The following is a 21767-nucleotide window of genomic DNA, read 5'->3' on the forward strand; positions in this document are numbered from 1 at the left end:
ATTTCTGTGTGATGGCGGGAGCATCGCACAGCGCAAGAACGCAGGAAATCACAACTCGACCGTTCTTTGATTTAAACCGGGGTTATTGGCGCTTTGACGAGAAAGGCCGCACAACGCGGCCTTTTTCATTTACAGATCGTCGAGGAAAGTTTTGTCCAGCTGCTTGAAAGCGCGCTTGAGCAGATCGGCCAACGTCTGATAGGTCGGCGTGCCTTCGAGCGGCGCCACCGCCTGCCCGGCTTCCGTCAGCTTGTTGCGCACCTCATGGAACCATTGCAGCAGCGTCGGCGGCAGCGGCGTGACCGAACGACGCCCCAGCCACCACAGCCCCTGCATCGGCAGGCTGCAGGCGAACAGCGCGGTGGCGATCGCCGGGCCGAGCTGGCCGCCGAGCGCAATCTGCCAGGTCAGCGTGAAAATCGCCAACGGCGGCATGAAACGGATAGCGAAACGGGTGGCACGCGCAACGCGGTTCTCCGGAAAGACCGGTGCCAGACGTTTGTCCGACGGCCAGGTTTTCATATAATGCTGCCCGCGCTGGAAGACCTGAAACCAGCTTACGGAACCGGACGGTTTGCTCGTCATTGCGTACCTCAACGTCACGTAAAGAAACTAAAAGCGTGCTGCCAGAGACCATACTAAAAAATTTGAAGCTTTAAATTTATTTTGTGTTTACACCGGGCTATCGGTATCCTAAGCCGGCCTTGTGGCCGGTAGAAGATGACGCAAACTTTGTCAACTTTTAGCCCTATAAAAATCAAGATTATTTAAACCGCAGAGAAATCATCAGTTTTTCCATCATCCTGTGATTTGTGCACGTCACATGATGTTAATCATAAATGTCATCGGCACTATGCGCTACGCTTGTTGTCTGATTGACGATTAATTCACCACGTGTTTTCGATTTTCTTTTAACAACACGACTATTTAAGTAGGTACTTCCATGTCGAGTAAGCTAGTACTGGTTCTTAACTGCGGCAGTTCTTCTCTGAAATTCGCCATCATCGATGCCGTTAACGGCGACGAATTCCTCTCCGGTTTGGCCGAGTGTTTCCACCTGCCTGAAGCTCGCATCAAGTGGAAAATGGACGGCGCCAAACACGAAGCTGCCCTGGGGGCCGGCGCTGCACACAGCGAAGCGCTGAACTTCATCGTTAATACTATTCTGGCACAAAAACCAGAGCTTTCCGCGCAGCTGACCGCCATCGGCCACCGCATCGTGCACGGCGGCGAGAAGTTCACCGCTTCCGCCGTGATCAACGACGAAGTTCTGCAGGGTATCAAAGATTCCGTGCCGTTTGCACCACTGCACAACCCGGCTCACCTGATCGGCATCGCGGAAGCGCTGAAATCCTTCCCTAACCTGGCCGACAAGAACGTTGCCGTGTTCGACACCGCGTTCCACCAGACCATGCCGGAAGAATCTTACCTGTACGCCCTGCCGTACAGCCTGTACCGCGACCACGGCGTTCGCCGCTACGGCGCGCACGGCACCAGCCACTTCTACGTGACTCAGGAAGCCGCGAAGATGCTGAACAAGCCGGTGGAAGAAGTGAACGTGATCACTTGCCACCTGGGCAACGGCGGTTCCGTTACCGCAGTGCGCAACGGCCAGTGCGTTGACACCTCGATGGGCCTGACCCCGCTGGAAGGCCTGGTGATGGGCACCCGCAGCGGTGACATCGATCCGGCTATCATCTTCCACCTGCACGATTCTCTGGGCATGAGCGTTGACCAGATCAACAAGATGCTGACCAAAGAATCCGGCCTGCTGGGCCTGACCGAAGTCACCAGCGACTGCCGTTACGTTGAAGACAACTACGACAGCAAAGCCGACGCCAAACGCGCCATGGACGTGTTCTGCCACCGTCTGGCCAAATACGTCGGCGCATACAGCGCGCTGATGGAAGGCCGTCTGGACGCGGTGATCTTCACCGGCGGCATCGGCGAGAACGCCGGCATGGTGCGTGAGCTGACCCTGAACAAACTGGGCCTGCTGGGCTTCGAAATCGACCACGACCGCAACATGGCCGCTCGCTTCGGCAAATCCGGCGCCATCACCAAAGACGGCAGCCGCCTGGCGCTGGTGATCCCGACCAACGAAGAGTTGGTCATCGCGCAGGACGCATCCCGCCTGACCGCGTAATGCTCTCAAAACACCGTCAGCCCAGGCTGACGGTGTTGTTTTAGCCTCATGTTAATCGTGAAGAGGACTATTCTGTGTCACGTACTATTATGTTGATCCCCACCGGCACCAGCGTCGGCCTGACCAGCGTCAGCCTGGGTGTCATCCGCTCCATGGAGCAAAAAGGCGTTCGTCTGAGCGTGTTCAAGCCTATCGCTCAACCGCGCACCGGCGACAACGCGCTCGACCAGACCACCACCATCATCCGCAGCAACTCCACCATCCCGGCGGCCGAACCGCTGCGCATGGACTACGTTGAGGGCCTGCTGAGCTCCAACCAGCAAGACGTGCTGATGGAAGAGATCGTGGCGCGTTACCACGAGAACACCAAAGACGCGGAAGTGGTGCTGATCGAAGGCCTGGTGCCGACCCGCAAGCATCAGTTCGCCAACGCGCTGAACTACGAGATCGCCAAAACCCTGAACGCCGAGATCGTCTTCGTGCTGGCGCTGGGCAACGACTCCCCGGCGCAGCTGAAAGAGCGCATCGAACTGGCGCGCACCAGCTTCGGCGGCAGCAAGAACAAAAACATCACCGGCGTGATCATCAACAAGCTGAACGCACCGGTCGACGATCAGGGCCGCACCCGTCCTGACCTGTCCGAAATCTTCGACGACTCCACCAAAGCCAGCATCGCCCACGTCGATCCTGCGCAGCTGTTCGCCAACAGCCCGCTGCCGGTTCTGGGCTGCGTGCCGTGGAGCTTCGATCTGATCGCCACCCGCGCCATCGACATGGCTCGCCACCTGAAGGCCCGCGTGGTCAACGAAGGCGACATCATGACCCGCCGCGTGAAGTCCGTGACCTTCTGTGCGCGCAGCATCCCGCACATGCTGGAACACTTCCGCCCGGGCTCTCTGCTGGTGACCTCCGCAGACCGTCCTGACGTGCTGGTCTCCGCCTGCCTGGCGGCGATGAACGGCGTGGAAATCGGCGCCATCCTGCTGACCGGCGGCTACGCCATCGACGAGCCGATCAAGAAGCTGTGCGAACGCGCCTTCCAGACCGGCCTGCCGGTGTTCATGGTCGATACCAACACCTGGCAGACCTCGCTGAGCCTGCAGAGCTTCAACCTCGAAGTGCCGGCGGACGACCACCAGCGCATCGAGAAAGTGCAGAACTACGTGGCCAGCCACATCAACACCGAATGGATCGACTCGCTGACCGCCACCTCCGAGCGTTCACGCCGTCTGTCTCCACCGGCGTTCCGTTACGAGCTGACCGAGCTGGCGCGTAAAGCCGGCAAGCGCATCGTGCTGCCGGAAGGCGACGAGCCGCGCACCGTGAAAGCGGCGGCCATCTGCGCCGAACGCGGCATCGCGGAATGCGTGCTGCTCGGCAACCCGGAAGAGATCCAGCGCGTCGCGGCAGCGCAAGGCGTTGAGCTGGGCAAAGGCATCGAAATCGTCGATCCGGTCGCCGTGCGTGAAAACTACGTGCCGCGTCTGGTTGAGCTGCGTAAGAGCAAGGGCATGACCGAAGTGGTCGCGCGCGAGCAGCTGGAAGACAACGTGGTGCTTGGCACCCTTATGCTGGAACAAGGCGAAGTCGACGGTCTGGTCTCCGGCGCGGTTCACACCACCGCCAACACCATCCGCCCGCCGTTGCAGCTGATCAAAACCGCGCCGGGCAGCTCGCTGGTGTCCTCCGTGTTCTTCATGCTGCTGCCTGACCAGGTACTGGTCTACGGCGACTGCGCGATCAACCCGGATCCGACCGCCGAGCAGCTGTCTGAAATCGCCATCCAGTCTGCGGATTCCGCCGCGGCCTTCGGCATCGAGCCGCGCGTGGCGATGATCTCCTACTCCACCGGCAACTCCGGCGCGGGCAGCGACGTCGAGAAAGTGCGAGAAGCGACCCGTCTGGCGCAGGAAAAACGCCCGGATCTGATCATCGACGGCCCGCTGCAGTACGACGCCGCCATCATGGCCGACGTTGCCAAGTCCAAGGCGCCGAACTCACCGGTAGCCGGCCAGGCGACCGTGTTCATCTTCCCGGATCTGAACACCGGCAACACCACCTACAAAGCGGTACAGCGTTCCGCTGACCTGGTCTCCATCGGGCCGATGCTGCAAGGCATGCGCAAGCCGGTGAACGACCTGTCGCGCGGCGCACTGGTTGACGATATCGTCTACACCGTCGCGCTGACGGCGATCCAGTCTTCCCAGGCTGACGCTGCCGCCAAGGCCTGATACCCTTCGGGGTAGGTGATAAAAAAAACGCCGGTCATTGACCGGCGTTTTTCTTTTTATCCTCTCTAACGCGCCAGCAGCTGCCCGGCGGCCTCCAGAATATGCTCGGCGGTCAGGCCATACTCCTGTTGCAAGAACGCTTGGGTGCCCACCTGGCCGTAACGCTCCTTCACCCCCACGCGCCGCATCGGCGTCGGGCACTCTTCCGCCAGCACCTCCGCCACCGCCGATCCCAGCCCGTTATGAATGCTGTGGTTTTCACAGGTGACGATGCGCCCGGTCTTGGCCGCGTAAGTTTTGATCAGTTCACGGTCGATAGGCTTGAGGGTGAACATATCGATCACCGCCGCGCTGACGCCCTGCTGCGCCAGCCTCTGCGCCGCCTTCAGCGCCTCCGCCACCATGATGCCGTTGGCGATCAGCGTAATGTCGTCGCCGTCGCGCAGCAGGTTGCCCTTGCCGATGGTAAAGCGCGAGCCCTCCTGATAGATGCGCGTCGCCTGCTTGCGAATGGTGCGCACCCAGTAGAAGCCGCGCAGATCCATCAGCTGGCGCAGAATGTCGGCGAACATGGTGGCGTCGGTCACCTCCAGCACCACCGAATGCGCCAGCCCGCGCACGATGCCCATGTCCTCGAACGACATGTGGGTGCCGCCGTTGTGGCAGGCGCTCACCCCGGCGTCGGAGGCGATCACCTTGACGTTGTTGCGCTGATAATCCAGCGACATGAACAGCTGATCGAAACAGCGGCGGCTGGCGAAGGCGGTAAAGGTATGCACGAACGGCACCCGGCCGGTGAGCGACAGCCCGGCGGCGACGCCGATCACATTGGCCTCCATGATGCCGCAGTTGATCACGTGCTGCGGGTGATCCTTGTGTACGCCGTCCATCGCCATCGAGCTCATCAGATCCGCCTCCAGCGCGATGATCGGTGCGCCCGCCTCAATCTGCCGACGCACCGCGCCGGCGTAGACTTTGCGCATTTCGACGGCGTCGTTTTCCAACTGCGTCACTACGTTAAACATGGGCGGCCTCCAGTTCGGCGATGGCTTTTTCGATTTCCTGCTGCACGTCCGGCGTCAGGCGCAGGTGGTGAGAGTTCGACAGGTTTTCCAGATAGGCAACGCCCTGCCCTTTGATGCTGTCGAGCACGATCGCCAGCGGCCGCTGTTCACCGCCGCGCGCCGGCGCCACCGCCGCCAGCAGCGCCGCGATGTCGTCACCCTTGATGGTCTGCACCTCAAAGCCGAAGGCGCGGAACTTGGCGGCCAGATCGAACGGTTGGATCACCTCGTCCAGCGCGCCGTCCAGCTGTTGCTTGTTGTAATCGATGAACAGCGTCAGGTTGTTCAGATTGTGGTGGGCGATAAACTGGAACGCCTCCCAGCACTGCCCTTCGTTCAGTTCCCCATCGCCGAGGATGCTGAACACCCGATTGCGGCGCCCCGCCAGCCGATGGGACAACGCCATGCCGGCGGCGATCGACACGCCCTGCCCCAGCGAACCGGTGGTGGCGTCCACGCCGCGCGTGCGCAGCCGGTCCGGATGGCTCGGCAGACGCGTGCCGTTCTGGTTGAGGGTCTTCAGCTCCGCCAGCGGGAAGTAGCCCTTGATCGCCAGCGTGCTGTACAGCGCCGGGCCGGCGTGTCCTTTCGACAGCACAAAGTCATCGCGCTCCGGCCAGTCCGGATCCGCCGGATCGATGCGCATCACGCTGCCATACAGCACCGCCAGCGTCTCCACCACCGACATGCAGCCGCCGTAGTGGCCGAAGCCCAGCCCGGTCAGCGCTTTCAGCGTTTCCAGGCGGATCGCGCGCGCCAGGGCATGCAGCTCTTCAATTTCCGTTTCGCTCGTTGTGTAGTTCATCAGTCTGCCCTCGTTATTTCTCGACGCGGTCAGCGGCCGGCGCGCCTTTGCGTTTTCTCAGGAAGTTATGCGCCACCAGCAGCGCGAACACGGCGACGATCGCCAGCATGATCATCTCTTTCGACATAAAGCGCGCCATATTGCCCAGCAGGATGCCGATCGCGCCGAAGTCGGCGTCGGAGAAGGTGGTGTTGGCAAAGCCCAACGCCCCCAGCACCGGCAGCAGCAATACCGGCAGGAAGGTGATCAGCAGCCCGTTGGCGAAGGCGCCCAGCATCGCGCCGCGCCGCCCGCCGGTGGCGTTGCCGAACACCCCAGCGGTAGCGCCGGTGAAGAAGTGCGGCACCACACCGGGCAGGATCAGCACCATCTTCAGCTGCCCCAGCAGGAACAGCCCGGCCAATCCGCCAAGGAAGCTGAACAGGAAGCCGATCAGCACCGCGTTGGGGGCATAGGGATAGACCACCGGGCAATCCAGCGCCGGCCGCGCGTTAGGCACCAGCTTTTCCGAGAAGCCGGTGAACGCCGGCACGATTTCCGCCAGAATCAGGCGCACGCCCTGCAGGATGATGAACACCCCGGCGGCGAAGGTGATGGCCTGAATGATCGAATACACCAGGTAGTTCTGGCCGCCGCTGAGATCGCTTTCCACATAGGCCCGCCCGGCGCAGATCGCCAGGATCAGGTAGATGACGATCATGGTCATCGAGATCGAAATGGAGCTGTCGCGCAGGAAGCTGAGGTTTTTCGGCAGGTTCATCTCTTCGGTCGAGCGCGAGTTTTTACCCACCTTCGAGCCGATCCAGCCGGACAGCACGTAGCCCAGGGTGCCGAAGTGGCCGAAGGCGATATCGTCATTGCCGGTGATGCGGCGCATATAGCGCTGGGCGATCGCCGGGAAGAACGCCATCACCAGCCCCAGGGTCAGCGCGCCGGTAAACACCAGCTGCACGCCCTCGAAGCCCGCCACCGTCAGGATGATGCCGATCATGCAGGCCATGTAGAAAGTGTGGTGGCCGGTCAGGAAGATGTATTTCAGCCGGGTGAAGCGTGCCACCACGATATTCGCCACCATGCCGAACGCCATGATCAGCGCGGTGGAGGCACCGTATTTCTCCAGCGCGATGGAGACAATGGCTTCGTTATTCGGAATGATGCCCTGAATATTGAACGCATGTTCGAACATGCCGCCCAGCGGATTGAGCGACCCGACCAATACCGTGGCGCCGCCGCCTAAAACGATAAAGCCGAGAATGGTTTTTACCGTGCCTTTCACCACGTCGGAAAACGATTTCTTTTGCGCCAGCAAACCGATCAGCGCAATAAGCCCGACCAGCACCGAAGGCACCTTTAATATATCCACCACAAACTTAAGCGTTTCCTGGATAAACATATCCACCTCGCCAATCGTTTTATTCAGATGATTGAGTGGGCTTCGAAGTAAGCGCGCAGCTTGGCTTCCAGCTCATTAATGTCGATGATGTTGCTGATCACCACCAGCTGCTCGGCCGGTACGCTGGCGCTGTCGGCGATGTCTTTCGCCATCACGAACACGTCAGCGGCGCCGGGGGTGGCGGACGACAGATCGGAGTGTTCGACCTCGGCCTCCACGCCCATCTTTTTCAGCACCTTTTTAATGTTCATTTCCACCATAAAACTGCTGCCGAGACCGGAACCGCAAATCGCCATGATTTTCATAATATCCACCTGTTGAATTTAGCGTGTAGGGTAGTGCCGCCGGTCATATTCCCGGCGTTGTTAGCATTAATCGTGTTCCTGGTGATTAAACGTTAATAGCGGGCGATAATATCCTCGATTTGCCGTTTATCTTTGGCGTGAAATAACGCCGCCATGGCCTGATTGTCTGAGAATAATTCCGCCAGTTGCGAAATCAATTCGATGTGGCTGTCGCCGTCGGGCGCCGAAAGCATCACCACCACCTGAACCGGATCGTTATCTGCGGAATGAAAGTTCACCCCCTGATGGATCTTCAACAGCGATAATCCCAACGCGTTGGCGCCCTCTTCGGGCCGGGCGTGCGGCATGGCGATGCCCGGTGCCAGGACGAAGTAAGGGCCGAGCTTCTCCTGCTGATCAAAGATCGCCGTCAGGTAATTCGGCGTGATCACGCCGTCTTGCAGCAGCGGCTGCGCGCTCAGCGTGACCGCCTGGCGCCAGTCCTCCACCCGTTCGCACAGCTGTATATGATCGGCGGTCAGCCACTCTTTCAGCACGTTACCCTCCTAAAGGTTGATGGTTTCGGCCGGTGATTAATTCACCGACGACGGTAAAACTTTAATCAACCCCTCCCGGCCACACAGTGATGGATATCACAAAGATAGCGCTACCAAAGCGCTATCATGCAGATCTGTGATAGCGCTATCAAAACGCCGCGCCGCGGCATGGCGTTAACCACAATTTTTTCTCGCTCTTTCGGGTAACGGGGTAGAATGTGCCGCATACGGGGATCGTCGAAGCCGCGCCGTCGGCTTCCCGCCCTCACCATTTTTATGCGCCGCGCGCGCATTTCAGTCGGGATTAGGCATGTCGATCGGTAAAAAACGACGCAGCACGGGCAGGGTGACGTTGGCTGACGTAGCGCAGCTGGCGGGCGTCGGCACCATGACGGTGTCGCGCGCGCTGCGCACGCCGGAGCAGGTTTCAGACAAACTGCGCGAGAAGATTGAAGCCGCGGTAAGCGAACTGGGGTATCTGCCCAACCTGGCCGCCAGCTCGCTGGCGTCGGCCTCGTCCTACACCATCGCCATGGTGGTGCCCAGCCTGTCCGAATCCGGCTGCGCCGAGATGTTCGCCGGCCTGCAGAAAGTGCTGCAGCCGGCCGGTTATCACATCATGCTGGCGGAATCGCAGCATCACCTCGAACGGGAAGAGAAATTGCTGGAGACCCTGCTCTCTTACAATCTGGCGGCGGCGGTGCTGCTCAGCGTCGAGCATTCGCAAAACGCCCGCAACGCGCTGATCGCCGCCAACATTCCGGTGGTGGAGATCGGCGCCGTACGCGCCGATCCGATCGACATGAGCATCGGCATCGACTACGTGGCGGCCATGTATCAGCTGACGCAAACGGTGATCGCCAGCGGCTATCAGAACATCGGGCTGCTGTGCGCCAACCAGGAACAGTGGATCTTCCAGCAGCACCTGCAGGGCTGGCACAAGGCGCTGCTGCGCAACCATATGTCGCCGCATCGGGTGATCAACGCCGCGCAGCCCGCCAGCTTCAGCACCGGCGCGCAGCAGCTGCCGGAATTCTTGCTGGCCTGGCCGGAGCTGGACGCGCTGGTGTGCGCCTCGGACGAACTGGCCGGCGGCGCGCTGTATGAATGCCAGCGGCGGCGCATCAAGGTGCCGGACAATCTGGCGGTGGTGGGGTTCGGCAACAGCGAGTTCAGCCGGGTGTGCCAGCCGCCGCTGACCACCATGACCATTCCGCATCGCGACATCGGCATTCAGGCCGGCCAGGCGCTGCTGGCGCGGCTGAACGAGCAGCCCTGGCAGCCGGCAGGCTCCCTGCCCGCCACGCTGTGCCGCCGCGACAGCTGCTGAATCCGCACCATAAAAAAAGCCGGTCGATGACCGGCTTTCTTACGCGTTGGCGTCTCAGTGGTTGTCGAGCGGCTTGCCGTAATCCTGTTCGTTGTTGCGCGTCAGCCACAGCGACAGCGCCTTCAGCGAATCCGGAGTAAACTCGTCGCAGCGCGCGGTGATCTCTTCCGGCGTCAGCCAGCACACCTCGGCCACTTCTTCTTCCTGCAGCGCGAACGGGCCGTGCGATACGCAGCTGAACAGCGCGCCCCACACCCGGCACTGCTCTTCTTCGAAGTAGAACAGACCGTGTTCGGCGAAAGGCACGCCGGCGATGCCCAGCTCTTCTTCCGCCTCGCGGCGCGCCGAGTCCAGCACGTTTTCACCGCTTTGCACCACGCCGCCCGCCGTCGCGTCCAGCCAGCCCGGGTAGAAGTCTTTGATCTCGGTGCGACGCTGCACCAGAATTTTTCCCATCCCATCATGCACCACAATATAGGTAGCACGATGACGCAGCCGCTCCGCCCGCATCTGTTGACGACTGGATTGCGCAATCACCTCGTTTTGCTCGTCGACGATATCAACCCATTCGGTATCTGCAGCCTGACCCTGTTCCGCCATCCTCTAAAACCTTCTATTTTGGCGCGATGCATCCCGCGCGCTGGTTAATCAATGAGTGCTTTTCAAAGATTTTTATTGTGTGTGTATAAATTAGTGCGTTTAGCGTGTTAACGCCACTTCCGCGACGACCTTGCCGTCGTCGAGCGTCAGCACGCGCAAAGTGCCCCGATCCAACATGCCGTAGCTGGCCGGAAAGCCCCCTTTGGGGATGCTGACCGAGCCCGGATTGAAGCAATAGATCTCACCCTGCCGCTCCGCCTGCGGCAGATGCGTATGGCCGTAGGCCAGGACGTCACCGCGGGATAACGGCGGCAGTGCCGAGGGATGATAAAGGTGACCGTGGGTCAAAAACAATCGTCTTTTTTGCAGTAAAACCTGTTGCCAGGGCGCCTCGATGGGAAACGTCAGCAGCATCTGATCGACCTCGCTGTCGCAATTGCCGCGAACGGCGATGATCTTGTCGCTATAGCGATTCAATCGTTCGGCAACCTGAGCAGGCTGATAGCCGGCGGGCAGCGCGTTGCGCGGGCCGTGATTCAGCAAATCACCCAGAAGAATCAGCCAGTCGGCGCCGTTTTGTGCGAACAATTCCAGCACGCGTTCGGTGGCCGGCAGCGAGCCGTGGATATCCGAGGCGAACATCAGCTTCATAACCTTGTCCTATAGAGGGAAATAAGCGCCATTTTACCGCGCCGGCGCCGTGCGGCAAACCGCCGCCCGCCCCGATGGAGAATTGTGATCCAGCCGCGCAGATAGCATCGGACGAATCCCACATAGCCTGCTATCCTTAGCTGCTATTGTTGGATCTCTGATATACCTTTGTGCGCGGCGAAGACCGCAGCAACGTGTAATGAATTACAGATCACCTTACCGCAGGAGGCAACATGATTGACCTGTATTACGCGCCTACTCCCAATGGTCACAAGATCACCTTGTTTTTGGAAGAGGTCGGCTTACCCTACCGTATCCATCGCGTAAACATCAGCGCCGGCGAGCAGTTCAAACCGGACTTTCTGAGCATTTCTCCCAACAACAAAATCCCGGCGATCGTCGATCAGCAACCGGTGGACGGCGGCGAGCCGATCAGCCTGTTCGAGTCCGGTGAAATCCTGCTGTATCTGGCGGAGAAGACCGGCAAACTGCTGAGCAAGGGCCTGCGCGAACGCGCCGCCACCCTGCAGTGGCTGTTCTGGCAGGTGGCCGGGTTCGGGCCGATGCTCGGGCAGAATCATCACTTCAACCACTACGCGCCGCAGCCGGTGCCTTACGCCATTGAGCGCTACCAGCTGGAAACCAAACGGCTGTATGGCGTGTTGGAAGCCGAACTGCAAAAACATCCGTACCTGGGCGGCGACAACTACAGCATCGCCGATATCGCCACCTACCCGTGGGTGGTGTCGCATCCGCGCCAGCGCATCGATCTGGCGGATTACCCGGCGGTGCGCAACTGGTTCGAACGCATCAGCAACCGCCCGGCGACCGAGCGCGCCTATAAGCTGGCCGAACAGGGCTAATCCCGCTCCCCGACTCCCCGTCGACCGGGGAGTCACATCGTCCCTGCGTTATCATTTCCCTACTTTCCGTGTATTCTGAACGCCAATAATCAGACCTATGGAGAATCTCTGATGTCTTTCAGTCAACCCGACGCCGTTATTCGCATTAAAAATCTGCGGCTGCGCACGTTCATCGGTATCAAGGAAGAGGAAATCAACAACCGACAGGACATCCTGATCAACGTGGTGATCCACTACCCGGCGGACAAGGCGCGCAACAGCGAAGACATCGCCGATGCGCTCAACTACCGCACCATCACCAAAGCGATCATCCGCCATGTGGAAGATAACCGTTTCGCGTTGCTGGAAAAATTAACGCAGGATGTGCTCGATATCGTAAAAGAACACGCCTGGGTGACCTATGCTGAAGTGGAGATAGATAAACTTCTGGCTCTGCGCTACGCCGATTCTGTCTCCATGACCATGAGCTATCGCAGGGACTAACTCAGGGAGGTCGACCATGCGGATCCTGATCACCGGCGCAACGGGATTGATCGGCAGCAGCCTGACGGCCAGGCTGCTGGCGCTTTCTCACCATATTACGGTACTGACGCGAGACGAACGGCGGGCCCGGGCCCGGCTCGGCGACCAGCCGAGCTATTGGCGCACGCTGGACGACCGGCAGTCGCTGGATGACTTCGATGCGGTGATCAATCTGGCGGGCGAACCTATCGCCGACAAGCGCTGGAGCGCACAGCAGAAGCAGCGGCTGTGTCATAGCCGCTGGGATCTGACCGAACGCTTGGCGCAGTTGATCAAGGCCGGCAGCACGCCGCCCGGCGTGCTGATTTCCGGTTCCGCCGTCGGCTACTACGGCGATCAGGGGCAGGCGGTGGTCACCGAAGAGGAGCCGCCGCACGACGAATTCACCCACCAGCTGTGCCAACGCTGGGAAGCGCTGGCGCTGCAGGCGCAGAGCGACGCTACCCGCGTCTGCCTGCTGCGCACCGGCGTGGTGCTAGCGCCGCAGGGCGGCGCGCTGGCCAAAATGCTGCCGCCGTTCCGCTTCGGGCTGGGCGGCCCGATCGGCGACGGCCGCCAATACCTGCCGTGGATCCATCTCGACGACATGGTCAACGGCATTATTTATCTGTTGGATCACGCCACGCTCACCGGCCCGTTCAACATGGTCGCCCCCTACCCGGTGCATAACGAGCAGTTCGCCGCCCAATTGGCCAACGTGCTCGATCGCCCGGCGTTTCTGCGGGTGCCGGCGTTCGTCATGCGTTTGTTGATGGGGGAAGCGGCGGTGCTGGTGCTCGGCGGCCAGCGGGCGGTGCCGAAGCGGCTGGAGGAGGCCGGCTTCCACTTCCGCTATCTGGAGCTGGAGCAGGCGCTGGATGACGTGATTAATCAGCGGGCCGAAGCCCGCTGATCTGAAGTTACTTCAACGCGCCGGACAGGAACTGCTGCAGGCGCGGGCTTTTGGGGTTGCCGAACAGCTCGGCCGGCGGCCCCTGTTCTTCAATCAACCCTTTGTGCAGGAAGATCACGTGGTTGGAAACGTGGCGCGCAAACTCCATTTCGTGCGTCACCACCACCATGGTTTTCCCCTCCTCCGCCAGCTTCTGCATGATGCGCAGCACCTCGCCCACCAGCTCGGGATCCAACGCTGACGTCGGTTCGTCAAACAGCAGCACTTCCGGCTCCATCGCCAACGCGCGGGCGATAGAAACGCGCTGCTGCTGGCCGCCCGACAGGTGCACCGGGTATTTGCCGCGCGCCCGCTCATCGATGCCCACCTTATCCAGATAACGCACCGCGCGCTCGTGCGCGTCGGCCTTGCTCAGCCCCAGCACCTGCACCGGCGCCTCCATCACGTTCTCCAGCACCGTCATGTGGCTCCACAGGTTGAAATGCTGGAACACCATGGTCAGGCGGGTGCGCAGCAGCTGCAGCTGCTTCTTGTCGAACACCTTCAGCTGGCCGTCTTTGTCGCGCACCATGCGGATGTCTTCGTTGTTCAGGCTGATCGAGCCCTCGCTCGGCTTCTCGAGGAAGTTGATGCAGCGCAGAAAGGTGCTTTTGCCGGAGCCGGAGGAGCCGATGATGCTGATCACATCCCCGGCGTTGGCCGCCAGCGAGACGCCCTTCAGCACTTCGTGGTCGCCATAGCGTTTGTGCAGTTCCGTGACGGCTAATTTATTCTCAGACATGGTTTTTCTTCCCGTCATTTATCAGTGACTAACGTGTGCCATCCAGCGTTTTTCAGCCTTGCGGAACAGGCTGATTAACACGTAGGAGATGATCAGGTACAGCACCGCCGCGATGCCGAAAGCGTAAAACGGCTGATAGGTCGCGGCGTTGATGTCGCGCGCAATCTTCAGCAGATCCGGCACGGTGGCGGTAAACGCCAGCGCGGTGGAGTGCAGCATCAGGATCACTTCGTTGCTGTAGGCCGGCAGCGCGGTGCGCAGCGCCGAAGGCAAAATGATGCAGCGATACATCTTGAAGCGCGAGAAACCGTAGGCGTTGGCGGCCTCGATTTCACCGTGCGGCACCGAGCGGATCGCCCCGGCGAAGATCTCGGTGGTATAGGCGCAGGTGTTGAGCGTCAGCGCCAGGATGGTGCAGTTGAGCCCGCTGCGGAAAAACGCATTGAGAAACTCGCTACCGCGCACGATCTCAAGGCTGTACATGCCGGAGTAGAACACCAGCAGCTGCACGTACAGCGGCGTGCCGCGAAACACGTAGGTATAGAGCCACACCGGGAAACGCACCCAGCGGATGGAAGAGACGCGCGCCACCGCCATCGGGATCGCCAGCAGCCCGCCCATCACCACCGAAGCGATCAGCAGCCACAGCGTTACCGCCACGCCGGTGAAACGGTAGCCGTCGCTCCACAGCAGCGACTGCCAATACTGTTGCAAAATCTCGATCATAGCTCGGCCCTCTTGACGCCCAGTGAGTAACGCCGTTCAAGCCACAGCAGCACGCCGTTGGAAACGGTCGTGAAGATCAGGTACACCACGCCGGCCACGATGGCGAAGAAGAACGGCTGATAGGTGCCTTTCCCCGCCAGCTGAGTGGCTTTCACCACGTCGTTCAGGCCGAGGATCGACACCAGCGCCGTCGCCTTCAGGATCACCTGCCAGTTGTTGCCGATGCCCGGCAAGGCGAAACGCATCATCGCCGGGAACAGAATGCGCCGGAAGATCTGCGCGCCGCTGAAGCCGTAGGCCGTCGCCGCTTCGATCTGCCCTTTCGGCACCGCCAGATAGGCGCCGCGGAAGGTCTCGGTAAAATAAGCGCCGTAGATAAAGCCGAGGGTAATGATGCCGGCGCCGAGCGGATCGATATCGATCTGCGAGAAGCCCAGCAGCGTAGTGATATTGTTCAGCGCGATTTGCAGACCGTAAAAGATCAGCAGCATCAGCACCAGATCGGGCACGCCGCGGATCAGCGTGGTGTAAGCGCCGAACAGGCCGGAAATAAGGGGGTTGTGGGAGAGTTTGCCGCCGGCGCCGATCAACCCGATCACCACCGCCAACAATACGGAACTGAGGGCCAACTCCAGCGTCACCAGAGCCCCCTCGAAAATCAGTTGGGAATAGCCTTGCAGCATCTACTTCACCCTGTGGTCTAGGATCCGAACCATCGGGGCCGGCGCACCGGCCCCGCAGTCACAGCATGGAACGGTTAGCGGATTACCCGCCGTAGACGTCAAAGTCGAAGTACTTTTTCGCGTATTTATCGTAGGTGCCGTCTTTGCGCATTTCGGCGAAGGCTTTATCCAGCGCGGCTTTCAGCTCGGTATCGGCTTTGCGCAGCCCCATGCCGGTGCCGACGCCGAAGAATTTGTCATCCTTCACCGATTCGCCGGCGAACGCGTAGTCTTTGCCCGGCGGCTGTTTCAGGAAGCCGTCGCTGCCCGCCACTTCATCCTGGAAAGCGGCGTCGATGCGCCCGGACGCCAGATCGGCGTAGACCAGATCCTGGTTCTGGTAAGGCACCACCGTGACGCCCTTCGGCTGCCACATGGCGTTGGCGTAGGCTTCCTGGGTGGTGCCCTGCAGCACGCCCACGCTCTTGCCTTTCAGGGCGTCCACGGTAGGCAACAGCTTGGAGCCCTTCGGCGCGATCAGACGCGCGTTGGCGGCATACAGCTTGTCGGTAAAGGCGATTTCCTGCTGGCGTTTTTCAGTGATGGACAGCGAAGAGATGATGGCGTCGATTTTCTTCGCCTTGAGTGATGGGATCAGCGCGTCAAAGTCGCTCTCCACGAAGGTGCATTGGGTATTTATGCGTTTGCACAGCTCTTTGGCCAAATCGATATCGAAGCCGACCAGCTCGCCTTTGGCGTTTTTGGATTCAAACGGCGCATAAGTCGGATCGGTGCCGATCTTCAATGTCGATGGGATAGCGGCGAATGCGCTGTTTGCGGCCGCCAAAGCCAAGACTAAAGGAAGAACCTTAACCAGCTTTTTCATAAATTACCCTCAAATTGATTTTTTTGATGCCACTACGGGCATTACTTTTCCCCACCAAATCAATTTGCAGTAATCGTGCCACATTAGGTGCTACGGGCGGAGGGAACGGCTCCGGCCTTCACAATACTGTTTCCTGGGACGATAACCGCAAAATTAAATCGGCCGCTCGGGGCCGCGCCACTGGCAGCCGCGACAAGGCGGCACCATGAAACAGTGAACGTGATGAAGTAGGATCATTATGGTGCATGCGCCGCCCTAATTCAGTGCGGTGTTGCACAAATGTGCCAATTTGGGGATGAAAATGTTAACTAACGCCCTGCCAACGGGTGAACAGATCGGCAGGCAGTTCGATATCAAACTGATCGATCACCCGATTGACGGTCTGATCGATGATGTCTTCCACGCTTTTCGGCTGGTGATAAAACGCCGGCACCGGCGGCATGATCACCGCCCCCATCTCCGCCGCCTGGGTCATCAACCGCAGGTGACCCAAATGCAGCGGCGTTTCACGCACGCACAATACCAGGCGACGGCGCTCTTTGAGCACCACGTCGGCGGCGCGGGTCAGCAGCCCGTCGCTGTAGCTGTTGACGATGCCGGACAGCGTTTTGACTGAGCAAGGTAAAATCGCCATGCCCAGGGTTTTGAAGGAGCCGGAGGAGATGCCGGCGGCGATGTCGCGCGCATCGTGCACCACGTCGGCCAGCGCCTGCACTTCACGCAGGCTGTACGGCGTTTCCAGCGCCAGCGTTTGTCTTGCCGCGTTGCTCATCACCAGATGGGTTTCCACCTCTGCGACGTCGCGCAAAACCTGTAACAGGCGCACGCCGTAGATGGCGCCGCTGGCGCCGGAAATGCCGATGATGAGTCGTTTCATGGAAAATGGCCTCTGCCGTAAAAAGTAAGATCAGGCAGACTTTGCCGCAATGGCGAGGGATAAGCAAGTCAGAGGAGCAAGGCGCACCGCCGCAGACGCGGCGATGCACCCTGATGGATCAACGCAGGCGGTTAGCCTTCGTTATGCAGTTCCAGATTTTCCGCTTCGGTTTGCACCCGCAGCGCCTTGGCGTCGTCGCTACGCAGCGACTCCAGGTATTCCAGATAGCTTTGATCGACGTCTTTGGTCACGTAGATACCGTTGAACACCGAGCATTCGAACTGGGTGATGTCCGGGTTCTCTTCGCGCACCGCTTCGATCAGATCGTCCAGATCCTGGAAGATCAGCCCATCGGCGCCGATAATCTGGCGGATTTCATCCACTTCTCGCCCGTGGGCGATCAGTTCGTTGGCGCTCGGCATGTCGATGCCGTAAACGTTCGGGAAACGCACTTCCGGCGCGGCGGAAGCCAGGTACACCCGCTTGGCGCCCGCTTCGCGCGCCATCTCGACGATCTGTTCCGAGGTCGTGCCGCGCACGATGGAGTCATCCACCAGCAGCACGTTCTTGTCGCGGAACTCGGCGCGATTGGCGTTCAGCTTGCGGCGCACCGACTGACGACGCGCCTGCTGGCCCGGCATGATGAAGGTGCGGCCGACGTAGCGGTTCTTCACAAAGCCCTGGCGGTAGGGCTTCTCGAGAATGCGCGCGATCTCCAGCGCGATGTCGCAGGAGGTTTCCGGAATCGGGATCACCACGTCGATATCCAGATCTTCCCACTCGCGGGCAATCTTCTCGCCCAGCTTCTGGCCCATGCGCACGCGGGCGCTGTAGACCGAGATCTTGTCCATAAAGGAGTCCGGGCGCGCGAAATAAACGTATTCGAACAGGCACGGGTTAGTTTTCGGGTTCTCTGCGCACTGGCGAGTGAACAGCTGGCCCTTGGTGGTGATATACACCGCTTCGCCCGGCGCCACGTCGCGCAGGAACTCAAAGCCCAGGGTATCCAGCGCCACGCTTTCGGAAGCCACCATGTACTCGCTGCGGCCATCCTCCAGCGTGCGCTTGCCGATCACCAACGGGCGAATGCCGTTCGGATCGCGGAACGCCAGCAGACCGTGGCCGATGATCATCGCCACGCAGGCGTAAGCGCCGCGCAGTTGCTGATGCATGGCGGCGACCGCGGTAAAGATGTTGTCGGCCTCCAGCGGGTAGTGCGGGAAACGGTCCAGCTCGCTGGCCAGCACGTTCAGCAGGATTTCCGAGTCGGAGGTGGTGTTGACATGGCGGCGGCCGCTTTCGAACAGCTTTTGGCGCAGCTCATGGGCGTTGGTCAGGTTGCCATTGTGGGCCAGCGTAATGCCGAACGGCGAGTTGACGTAGAAAGGCTGGGCCTCAGAGGCGCTCGAGCTGCCGGCCGTCGGGTAACGCACATGGCCAATGCCCATGTTGCCCTGCAAGCGTTGCATATGGCGCGCCTCAAACACATCCTTCACCAGGCCGTTGGCTTTACGCAAACGGAACCCGTTATGGGCGTCAATGGTGACGATGCCTGCGGCATCCTGGCCACGGTGCTGAAGCACCGTCAGCGCATCATAAATCGACTGGTTTACCGGCATGAAACCGGCGATACCGACAATACCGCACATGTTGTCTTTTCCTCATCAGCGCTACCGCCCCGGCAATTGGGTCGGCAAGAAACTCGACGTGCTCTGCAGGTAGTCAAAGAACCACCTGATGACGTAACTGAACTGGGGAATGAGCTGCGACTGTTTCCAGTCGGCACTCTGTGAAAAGCCAGTAAAGGTATCCAGGAAGAACAGGATCGCCGCGACGATCAATACTCCGCGCAGCGCGCCGAAGCAGATGCCCAGCACCCGATCGGTGCCCGACAACCCGGTTTTCTCTACCAGTGAGCTAATCACATAGTTAACAATAGCCCCTACGATCAAGGTCGCGATGAACAAAATCGCGATCGCGATGCCGTTTCGCACCAGTTCATCTTCAAAACGAGTGAAATAGACCGCAAGGTAAGAGTAGAAATGGCTGGCAACAAAAAACGCACATCCCCATGTCACAAGTGACAATGCTTCGCGAACAAACCCTCGGATCAGGCTCACCAGAGCCGAAAATCCAATTACCGCTATAATGACGTAATCAATCCAGACCATGAACTATTCCAATGATGAATCGCCCCTGCATCCAATTCGCGGCGAATTCTAACAGAAAAAGAAAACGTTTGCGTAGGGGATTTCCTACCACGTTACAAATAAAAAGCGGCGATCAAAAAATTCTCAATCGCCGCGCCTACATAGGTGATTTCGCCTGTAAAAGGCGCGGTTTTTCTCGCTTTCTCTCCACCACTCCTTCATTCAGGGGCGCATCGTGCTGCGCCCCTGCGGGGTTTAACGGCCGTACGGCTTCACCTGCCCGCTCAGCCCGCTGATCGAGTTCAGCGACGGCAGCGCCGCCTGCAGCTTCTGCCTGGAGGCGTCCGGGCCGACGTAGATACGGGTTATCTGCCCCTGCACCGGCGTTGACGGCACGGTAAAGGCGCGGTAGCCCGAGAGGCGCAGCGAGGCGACAATCTCGTTCGCCTTGGCGGCGTTCTTCAGCGCCCCGAGCTGCACGACATAGGCTTGCCCTGCCGGCGCTTTTTCTTCCGCCGGTTTCGGCTGCGGCGCCGGCTCAGGTTTCGGCGTCGGCTCCGGCTTCGGCACCGGCTTCACTTCCACCGGCTTCGGTTGCGGTGCCGGTTTCGGTTTCACTTCCACCGGTTTGGTTTCCACCGGTTTCGGCTTGGGCTGCGGCACCGGCTGAGGACGCGTCTCGACCGGCGGCGGCGCCACCTGCGTCGGCTGCTGAGCGCTCTGCCGTACCGCCTGTTGCGCCGCCGCTTCATTGGCCGCCTGCTGCTCGACCAGCGCGCCCGCCCCTTCCGGCGGCTGCGCCGGCAGCGGTTGCGTCACCGGCGGCAGCACGTCGTTCTCCTCGACGTCGCCCGGTTTCGGCACCAACGGAATGGCCGCAAATTCATCCTCGTAATGCTTCTTTTTGCCGTCCAGCAGCCCTGGCAGGATGATCACCCCCAGCGCCACCAGAATCACGGTTCCGACCAGTCGGTTCTGAAATTTACTCGCCACTCACACTCCCCGCATCTCGTCTAACGCCGCCATCACCTGCGCCACGGTGTGGAACGATCCACAGACGATCACAATATCCTGTTTATCAGCATCCTGCATAGCCTGCCGCCAGGCAGTTTCGACATCATTAAAGCGGCGCGGTTCCTTCAGATGTTGCGCCAGCTGTTCGACGCTGGCGCCGCGCGGCCCGTCGAGCGGCGCGCAGTACCATTCATCCACCTGCTCGCTCAGGCAGGCCAGCGTGCCGGCGATATCCTTATCCGACAGCATGCCCACCACCGCGCGCACCTTGCCGCCTTCGCGCGGCAGTTTGGCCAGACGCCCGGCCAAATAGCCGGCGGCGTGCGGGTTGTGCGCCACGTCGAGGATCAGCGTCGGCTCTCGCCGCACGATCTGGAAACGCCCCGGCAGCGTCGCCTGCTGCAGCCCGGTGAAGATCGCGCGTTCGTCGATTTCCAGCGGGGAGCAGTTCAGCGCCGCCAGCGCGGTAGCGGCGTTGGCCAGCGGCACATTCGGCGTCGGCAGATCGGTCAGCAGCGTGTCGCCGCCCTGCCACTGCCAGCGATCGCCCTGCTCGCTGAAGCTCCAGGCTTCGCCGCGGCGATACAGCGGCGCGCCCAGCGTTTCGGCGACCTGACGAATGCTCTCCGGCATGTCGGGTTCGCCCACCACCGCCGGCTTGCCGCTGCGGAAAATGCCGGCCTTCTCGCGGCCGATGCTTTCGCGATCGTTGCCCAGCCAGTCGGTGTGATCGAGCGCGATGCTGGTAATCACCGCCACGCTCGGATCGACGATGTTGGTGGCGTCGAGACGCCCGCCCAGGCCCACTTCCAGGATCACCACGTCGAGCCGCGCCTGTTTGAACAGCTGCAGCGCCGACAGGGTGCCGAATTCGAAATAGGTCAGCGACGTTTCGCCGCGGCCGGCCTCAATGGCGGCGAACGAGCGGCTGTGCTCCGCTTCGCTCAGCTCTTCCCCCTGAATGCGCACGCGTTCGGTATAGCGCACCAGATGCGGCGAACTGTAGACGCCGACGCGCAGGCCAGCGGCCAGCAGAATGGCTTCGAGGGTGCGACAGGTGGTGCCTTTGCCGTTGGTGCCGGCAACGGTGAACACCGTGGGGGCGGGGGTCAGTAAATCCAGATGCGCCGCGACGCGCTGTACGCGCTCAAGGCCGAGTTCGATCGCCTGGCTGTGCAGACGTTCCAGATAATAAAGCCACGAGCTCAATGGCGACGTGGCTTGGGGAATTTGGTGGTTTTGCATGAGTCCCATCACTGAACTTGGGTTCATTAATCCATCAGGGCACCACCCTCACCGCGGTAAAGGCGATGCGCTTCGTGACTGCCGCCAG

At 60.4% G+C, this 21767-nt stretch carries 23 protein-coding genes; 6 read left to right on the forward strand and 17 right to left on the reverse strand.

The features are described 5' to 3' along the window. Positions 1-129 precede the first annotated feature (129 nt). A complete protein-coding gene (yfbV, locus tag SSARUM2_RS16960) occupies positions 130-585 on the reverse strand; it encodes a terminus macrodomain insulation protein YfbV (protein WP_004936061.1) in 456 nt (151 codons plus the stop codon). 358 nt (positions 586-943) lie between these two features. Between yfbV and ackA the strand changes: the two genes are divergently transcribed. Together ackA and pta are read left to right on the forward strand one after the other, a co-directional pair. Further along, positions 944-2146, forward strand: a complete 1203-nt coding sequence (gene ackA / locus SSARUM2_RS16965) for an acetate kinase (protein ID WP_025303669.1) — start codon at positions 944-946, stop codon at positions 2144-2146. A 74-nt stretch (positions 2147-2220) separates the two neighbouring features. After that, complete coding sequence (gene pta, locus SSARUM2_RS16970) at positions 2221-4377, forward strand: phosphate acetyltransferase (protein ID WP_033635332.1); 2157 nt, start codon at positions 2221-2223, stop codon at positions 4375-4377. 65 nt (positions 4378-4442) lie between these two features. Here the strand turns inward: pta and SSARUM2_RS16975 are convergent, their stop codons facing one another. From SSARUM2_RS16975 to SSARUM2_RS16995, 5 genes are all read right to left on the reverse strand, one after another. Then, positions 4443-5402, reverse strand: a complete 960-nt coding sequence (locus SSARUM2_RS16975; RefSeq protein WP_039564982.1) for a transketolase family protein — start codon at positions 5400-5402, stop codon at positions 4443-4445. Then, positions 5395-6246, reverse strand: a complete 852-nt coding sequence (locus SSARUM2_RS16980; protein ID WP_033635336.1) for a transketolase — start codon at positions 6244-6246, stop codon at positions 5395-5397. The genes SSARUM2_RS16975 and SSARUM2_RS16980 overlap by 8 nt, the downstream gene beginning before the upstream one ends. A gap of 13 nt (positions 6247-6259) precedes the next feature. Then, a complete protein-coding gene (locus SSARUM2_RS16985; RefSeq protein ID WP_060438453.1) occupies positions 6260-7639 on the reverse strand; it encodes a PTS ascorbate transporter subunit IIC in 1380 nt (459 codons plus the stop codon). 23 nt (positions 7640-7662) lie between these two features. Beyond that, on the reverse strand, positions 7663-7944 hold the full coding sequence (locus SSARUM2_RS16990) for a PTS sugar transporter subunit IIB (protein ID WP_025303676.1): 282 nt from the start codon (positions 7942-7944) through the stop codon (positions 7663-7665). Between the two features lie 92 nt (positions 7945-8036). Further along, complete coding sequence (locus SSARUM2_RS16995) at positions 8037-8480, reverse strand: PTS sugar transporter subunit IIA (protein WP_047571198.1); 444 nt, start codon at positions 8478-8480, stop codon at positions 8037-8039. A gap of 310 nt (positions 8481-8790) precedes the next feature. Between SSARUM2_RS16995 and SSARUM2_RS17000 the strand changes: the two genes are divergently transcribed. Then, on the forward strand, positions 8791-9810 hold the full coding sequence (locus SSARUM2_RS17000) for a LacI family DNA-binding transcriptional regulator (RefSeq protein WP_004936083.1): 1020 nt from the start codon (positions 8791-8793) through the stop codon (positions 9808-9810). Positions 9811-9864: 54 nt separating this feature from the next. Here SSARUM2_RS17000 and yfcD read toward each other — a convergent pair whose 3' ends face one another. Together yfcD and yfcE are read right to left on the reverse strand one after the other, a co-directional pair. Beyond that, positions 9865-10410, reverse strand: a complete 546-nt coding sequence (gene yfcD, locus SSARUM2_RS17005; RefSeq protein ID WP_004936086.1) for an NUDIX hydrolase YfcD — start codon at positions 10408-10410, stop codon at positions 9865-9867. 99 nt (positions 10411-10509) lie between these two features. Continuing rightward, the gene (yfcE, locus tag SSARUM2_RS17010) at positions 10510-11061 is read right to left on the reverse strand and encodes a phosphodiesterase (RefSeq protein ID WP_033635338.1); all 552 of its coding nucleotides are present in this window, start codon (positions 11059-11061) and stop codon (positions 10510-10512) included. Between the two features lie 233 nt (positions 11062-11294). On the opposite strand from yfcE, the gene yfcG reads away from it, so the two are divergent. The 3 genes from yfcG (at position 11295) to SSARUM2_RS17025 (ending at position 13338) form a co-directional block, all read left to right on the forward strand. Continuing rightward, complete coding sequence (gene yfcG, locus SSARUM2_RS17015) at positions 11295-11924, forward strand: GSH-dependent disulfide bond oxidoreductase (protein WP_033653754.1); 630 nt, start codon at positions 11295-11297, stop codon at positions 11922-11924. A 111-nt stretch (positions 11925-12035) separates the two neighbouring features. Beyond that, on the forward strand, positions 12036-12407 hold the full coding sequence (gene folX, locus SSARUM2_RS17020; RefSeq protein ID WP_033635340.1) for a dihydroneopterin triphosphate 2'-epimerase: 372 nt from the start codon (positions 12036-12038) through the stop codon (positions 12405-12407). Between the two features lie 16 nt (positions 12408-12423). Then, positions 12424-13338 (forward strand): TIGR01777 family oxidoreductase, encoded by a 915-nt coding sequence (locus SSARUM2_RS17025; protein WP_033648057.1) that lies wholly within the window; start codon positions 12424-12426, stop codon positions 13336-13338. 7 nt (positions 13339-13345) lie between these two features. On the opposite strand, the gene hisP is transcribed toward SSARUM2_RS17025, so the two are convergent. The 9 genes from hisP to folC all read right to left on the reverse strand — a co-directional run bounded on the left by hisP (position 13346) and on the right by folC (position 21679). Then, the gene (hisP, locus tag SSARUM2_RS17030) at positions 13346-14119 is read right to left on the reverse strand and encodes a histidine ABC transporter ATP-binding protein HisP (protein WP_004936098.1); all 774 of its coding nucleotides are present in this window, start codon (positions 14117-14119) and stop codon (positions 13346-13348) included. A 21-nt stretch (positions 14120-14140) separates the two neighbouring features. Then, positions 14141-14845, reverse strand: a complete 705-nt coding sequence (locus SSARUM2_RS17035; RefSeq protein WP_033635343.1) for an ABC transporter permease — start codon at positions 14843-14845, stop codon at positions 14141-14143. After that, a complete protein-coding gene (locus SSARUM2_RS17040) occupies positions 14842-15528 on the reverse strand; it encodes a histidine ABC transporter permease HisQ (protein ID WP_033635345.1) in 687 nt (228 codons plus the stop codon). Before SSARUM2_RS17040 ends, SSARUM2_RS17035 begins: the two co-directional genes overlap by 4 nt. 82 nt (positions 15529-15610) lie before the next feature. Further along, positions 15611-16393, reverse strand: coding sequence for a histidine ABC transporter substrate-binding protein HisJ (gene hisJ, locus SSARUM2_RS17045; protein WP_033635346.1), 783 nt, complete (start codon positions 16391-16393; stop codon positions 15611-15613). 304 nt (positions 16394-16697) lie between these two features. After that, positions 16698-17270 carry a UbiX family flavin prenyltransferase gene (locus tag SSARUM2_RS17050; RefSeq protein ID WP_033635347.1) on the reverse strand — a complete coding sequence of 191 codons (573 nt, stop codon included), beginning with the start codon at positions 17268-17270 and terminating at the stop codon, positions 16698-16700. A gap of 131 nt (positions 17271-17401) precedes the next feature. Beyond that, positions 17402-18919, reverse strand: coding sequence for an amidophosphoribosyltransferase (gene purF, locus SSARUM2_RS17055; protein WP_019453742.1), 1518 nt, complete (start codon positions 18917-18919; stop codon positions 17402-17404). A gap of 21 nt (positions 18920-18940) precedes the next feature. Further along, positions 18941-19441: a colicin V production protein gene (gene cvpA, locus SSARUM2_RS17060; RefSeq protein ID WP_004936119.1), complete on the reverse strand. Its 501-nt coding sequence runs from the start codon at positions 19439-19441 to the stop codon at positions 18941-18943. A 234-nt stretch (positions 19442-19675) separates the two neighbouring features. Continuing rightward, a complete protein-coding gene (gene dedD, locus SSARUM2_RS17065; protein ID WP_033648058.1) occupies positions 19676-20413 on the reverse strand; it encodes a cell division protein DedD in 738 nt (245 codons plus the stop codon). Further along, on the reverse strand, positions 20414-21679 hold the full coding sequence (gene folC, locus SSARUM2_RS17070; protein ID WP_033653750.1) for a bifunctional tetrahydrofolate synthase/dihydrofolate synthase: 1266 nt from the start codon (positions 21677-21679) through the stop codon (positions 20414-20416). Positions 21680-21767: the final 88 nt, after the last annotated feature.

The organism is Serratia sp. K-E0102 (genome assembly GCF_029962625.1).
Taxonomy (GTDB): domain Bacteria; phylum Pseudomonadota; class Gammaproteobacteria; order Enterobacterales; family Enterobacteriaceae; genus Serratia; species Serratia sarumanii.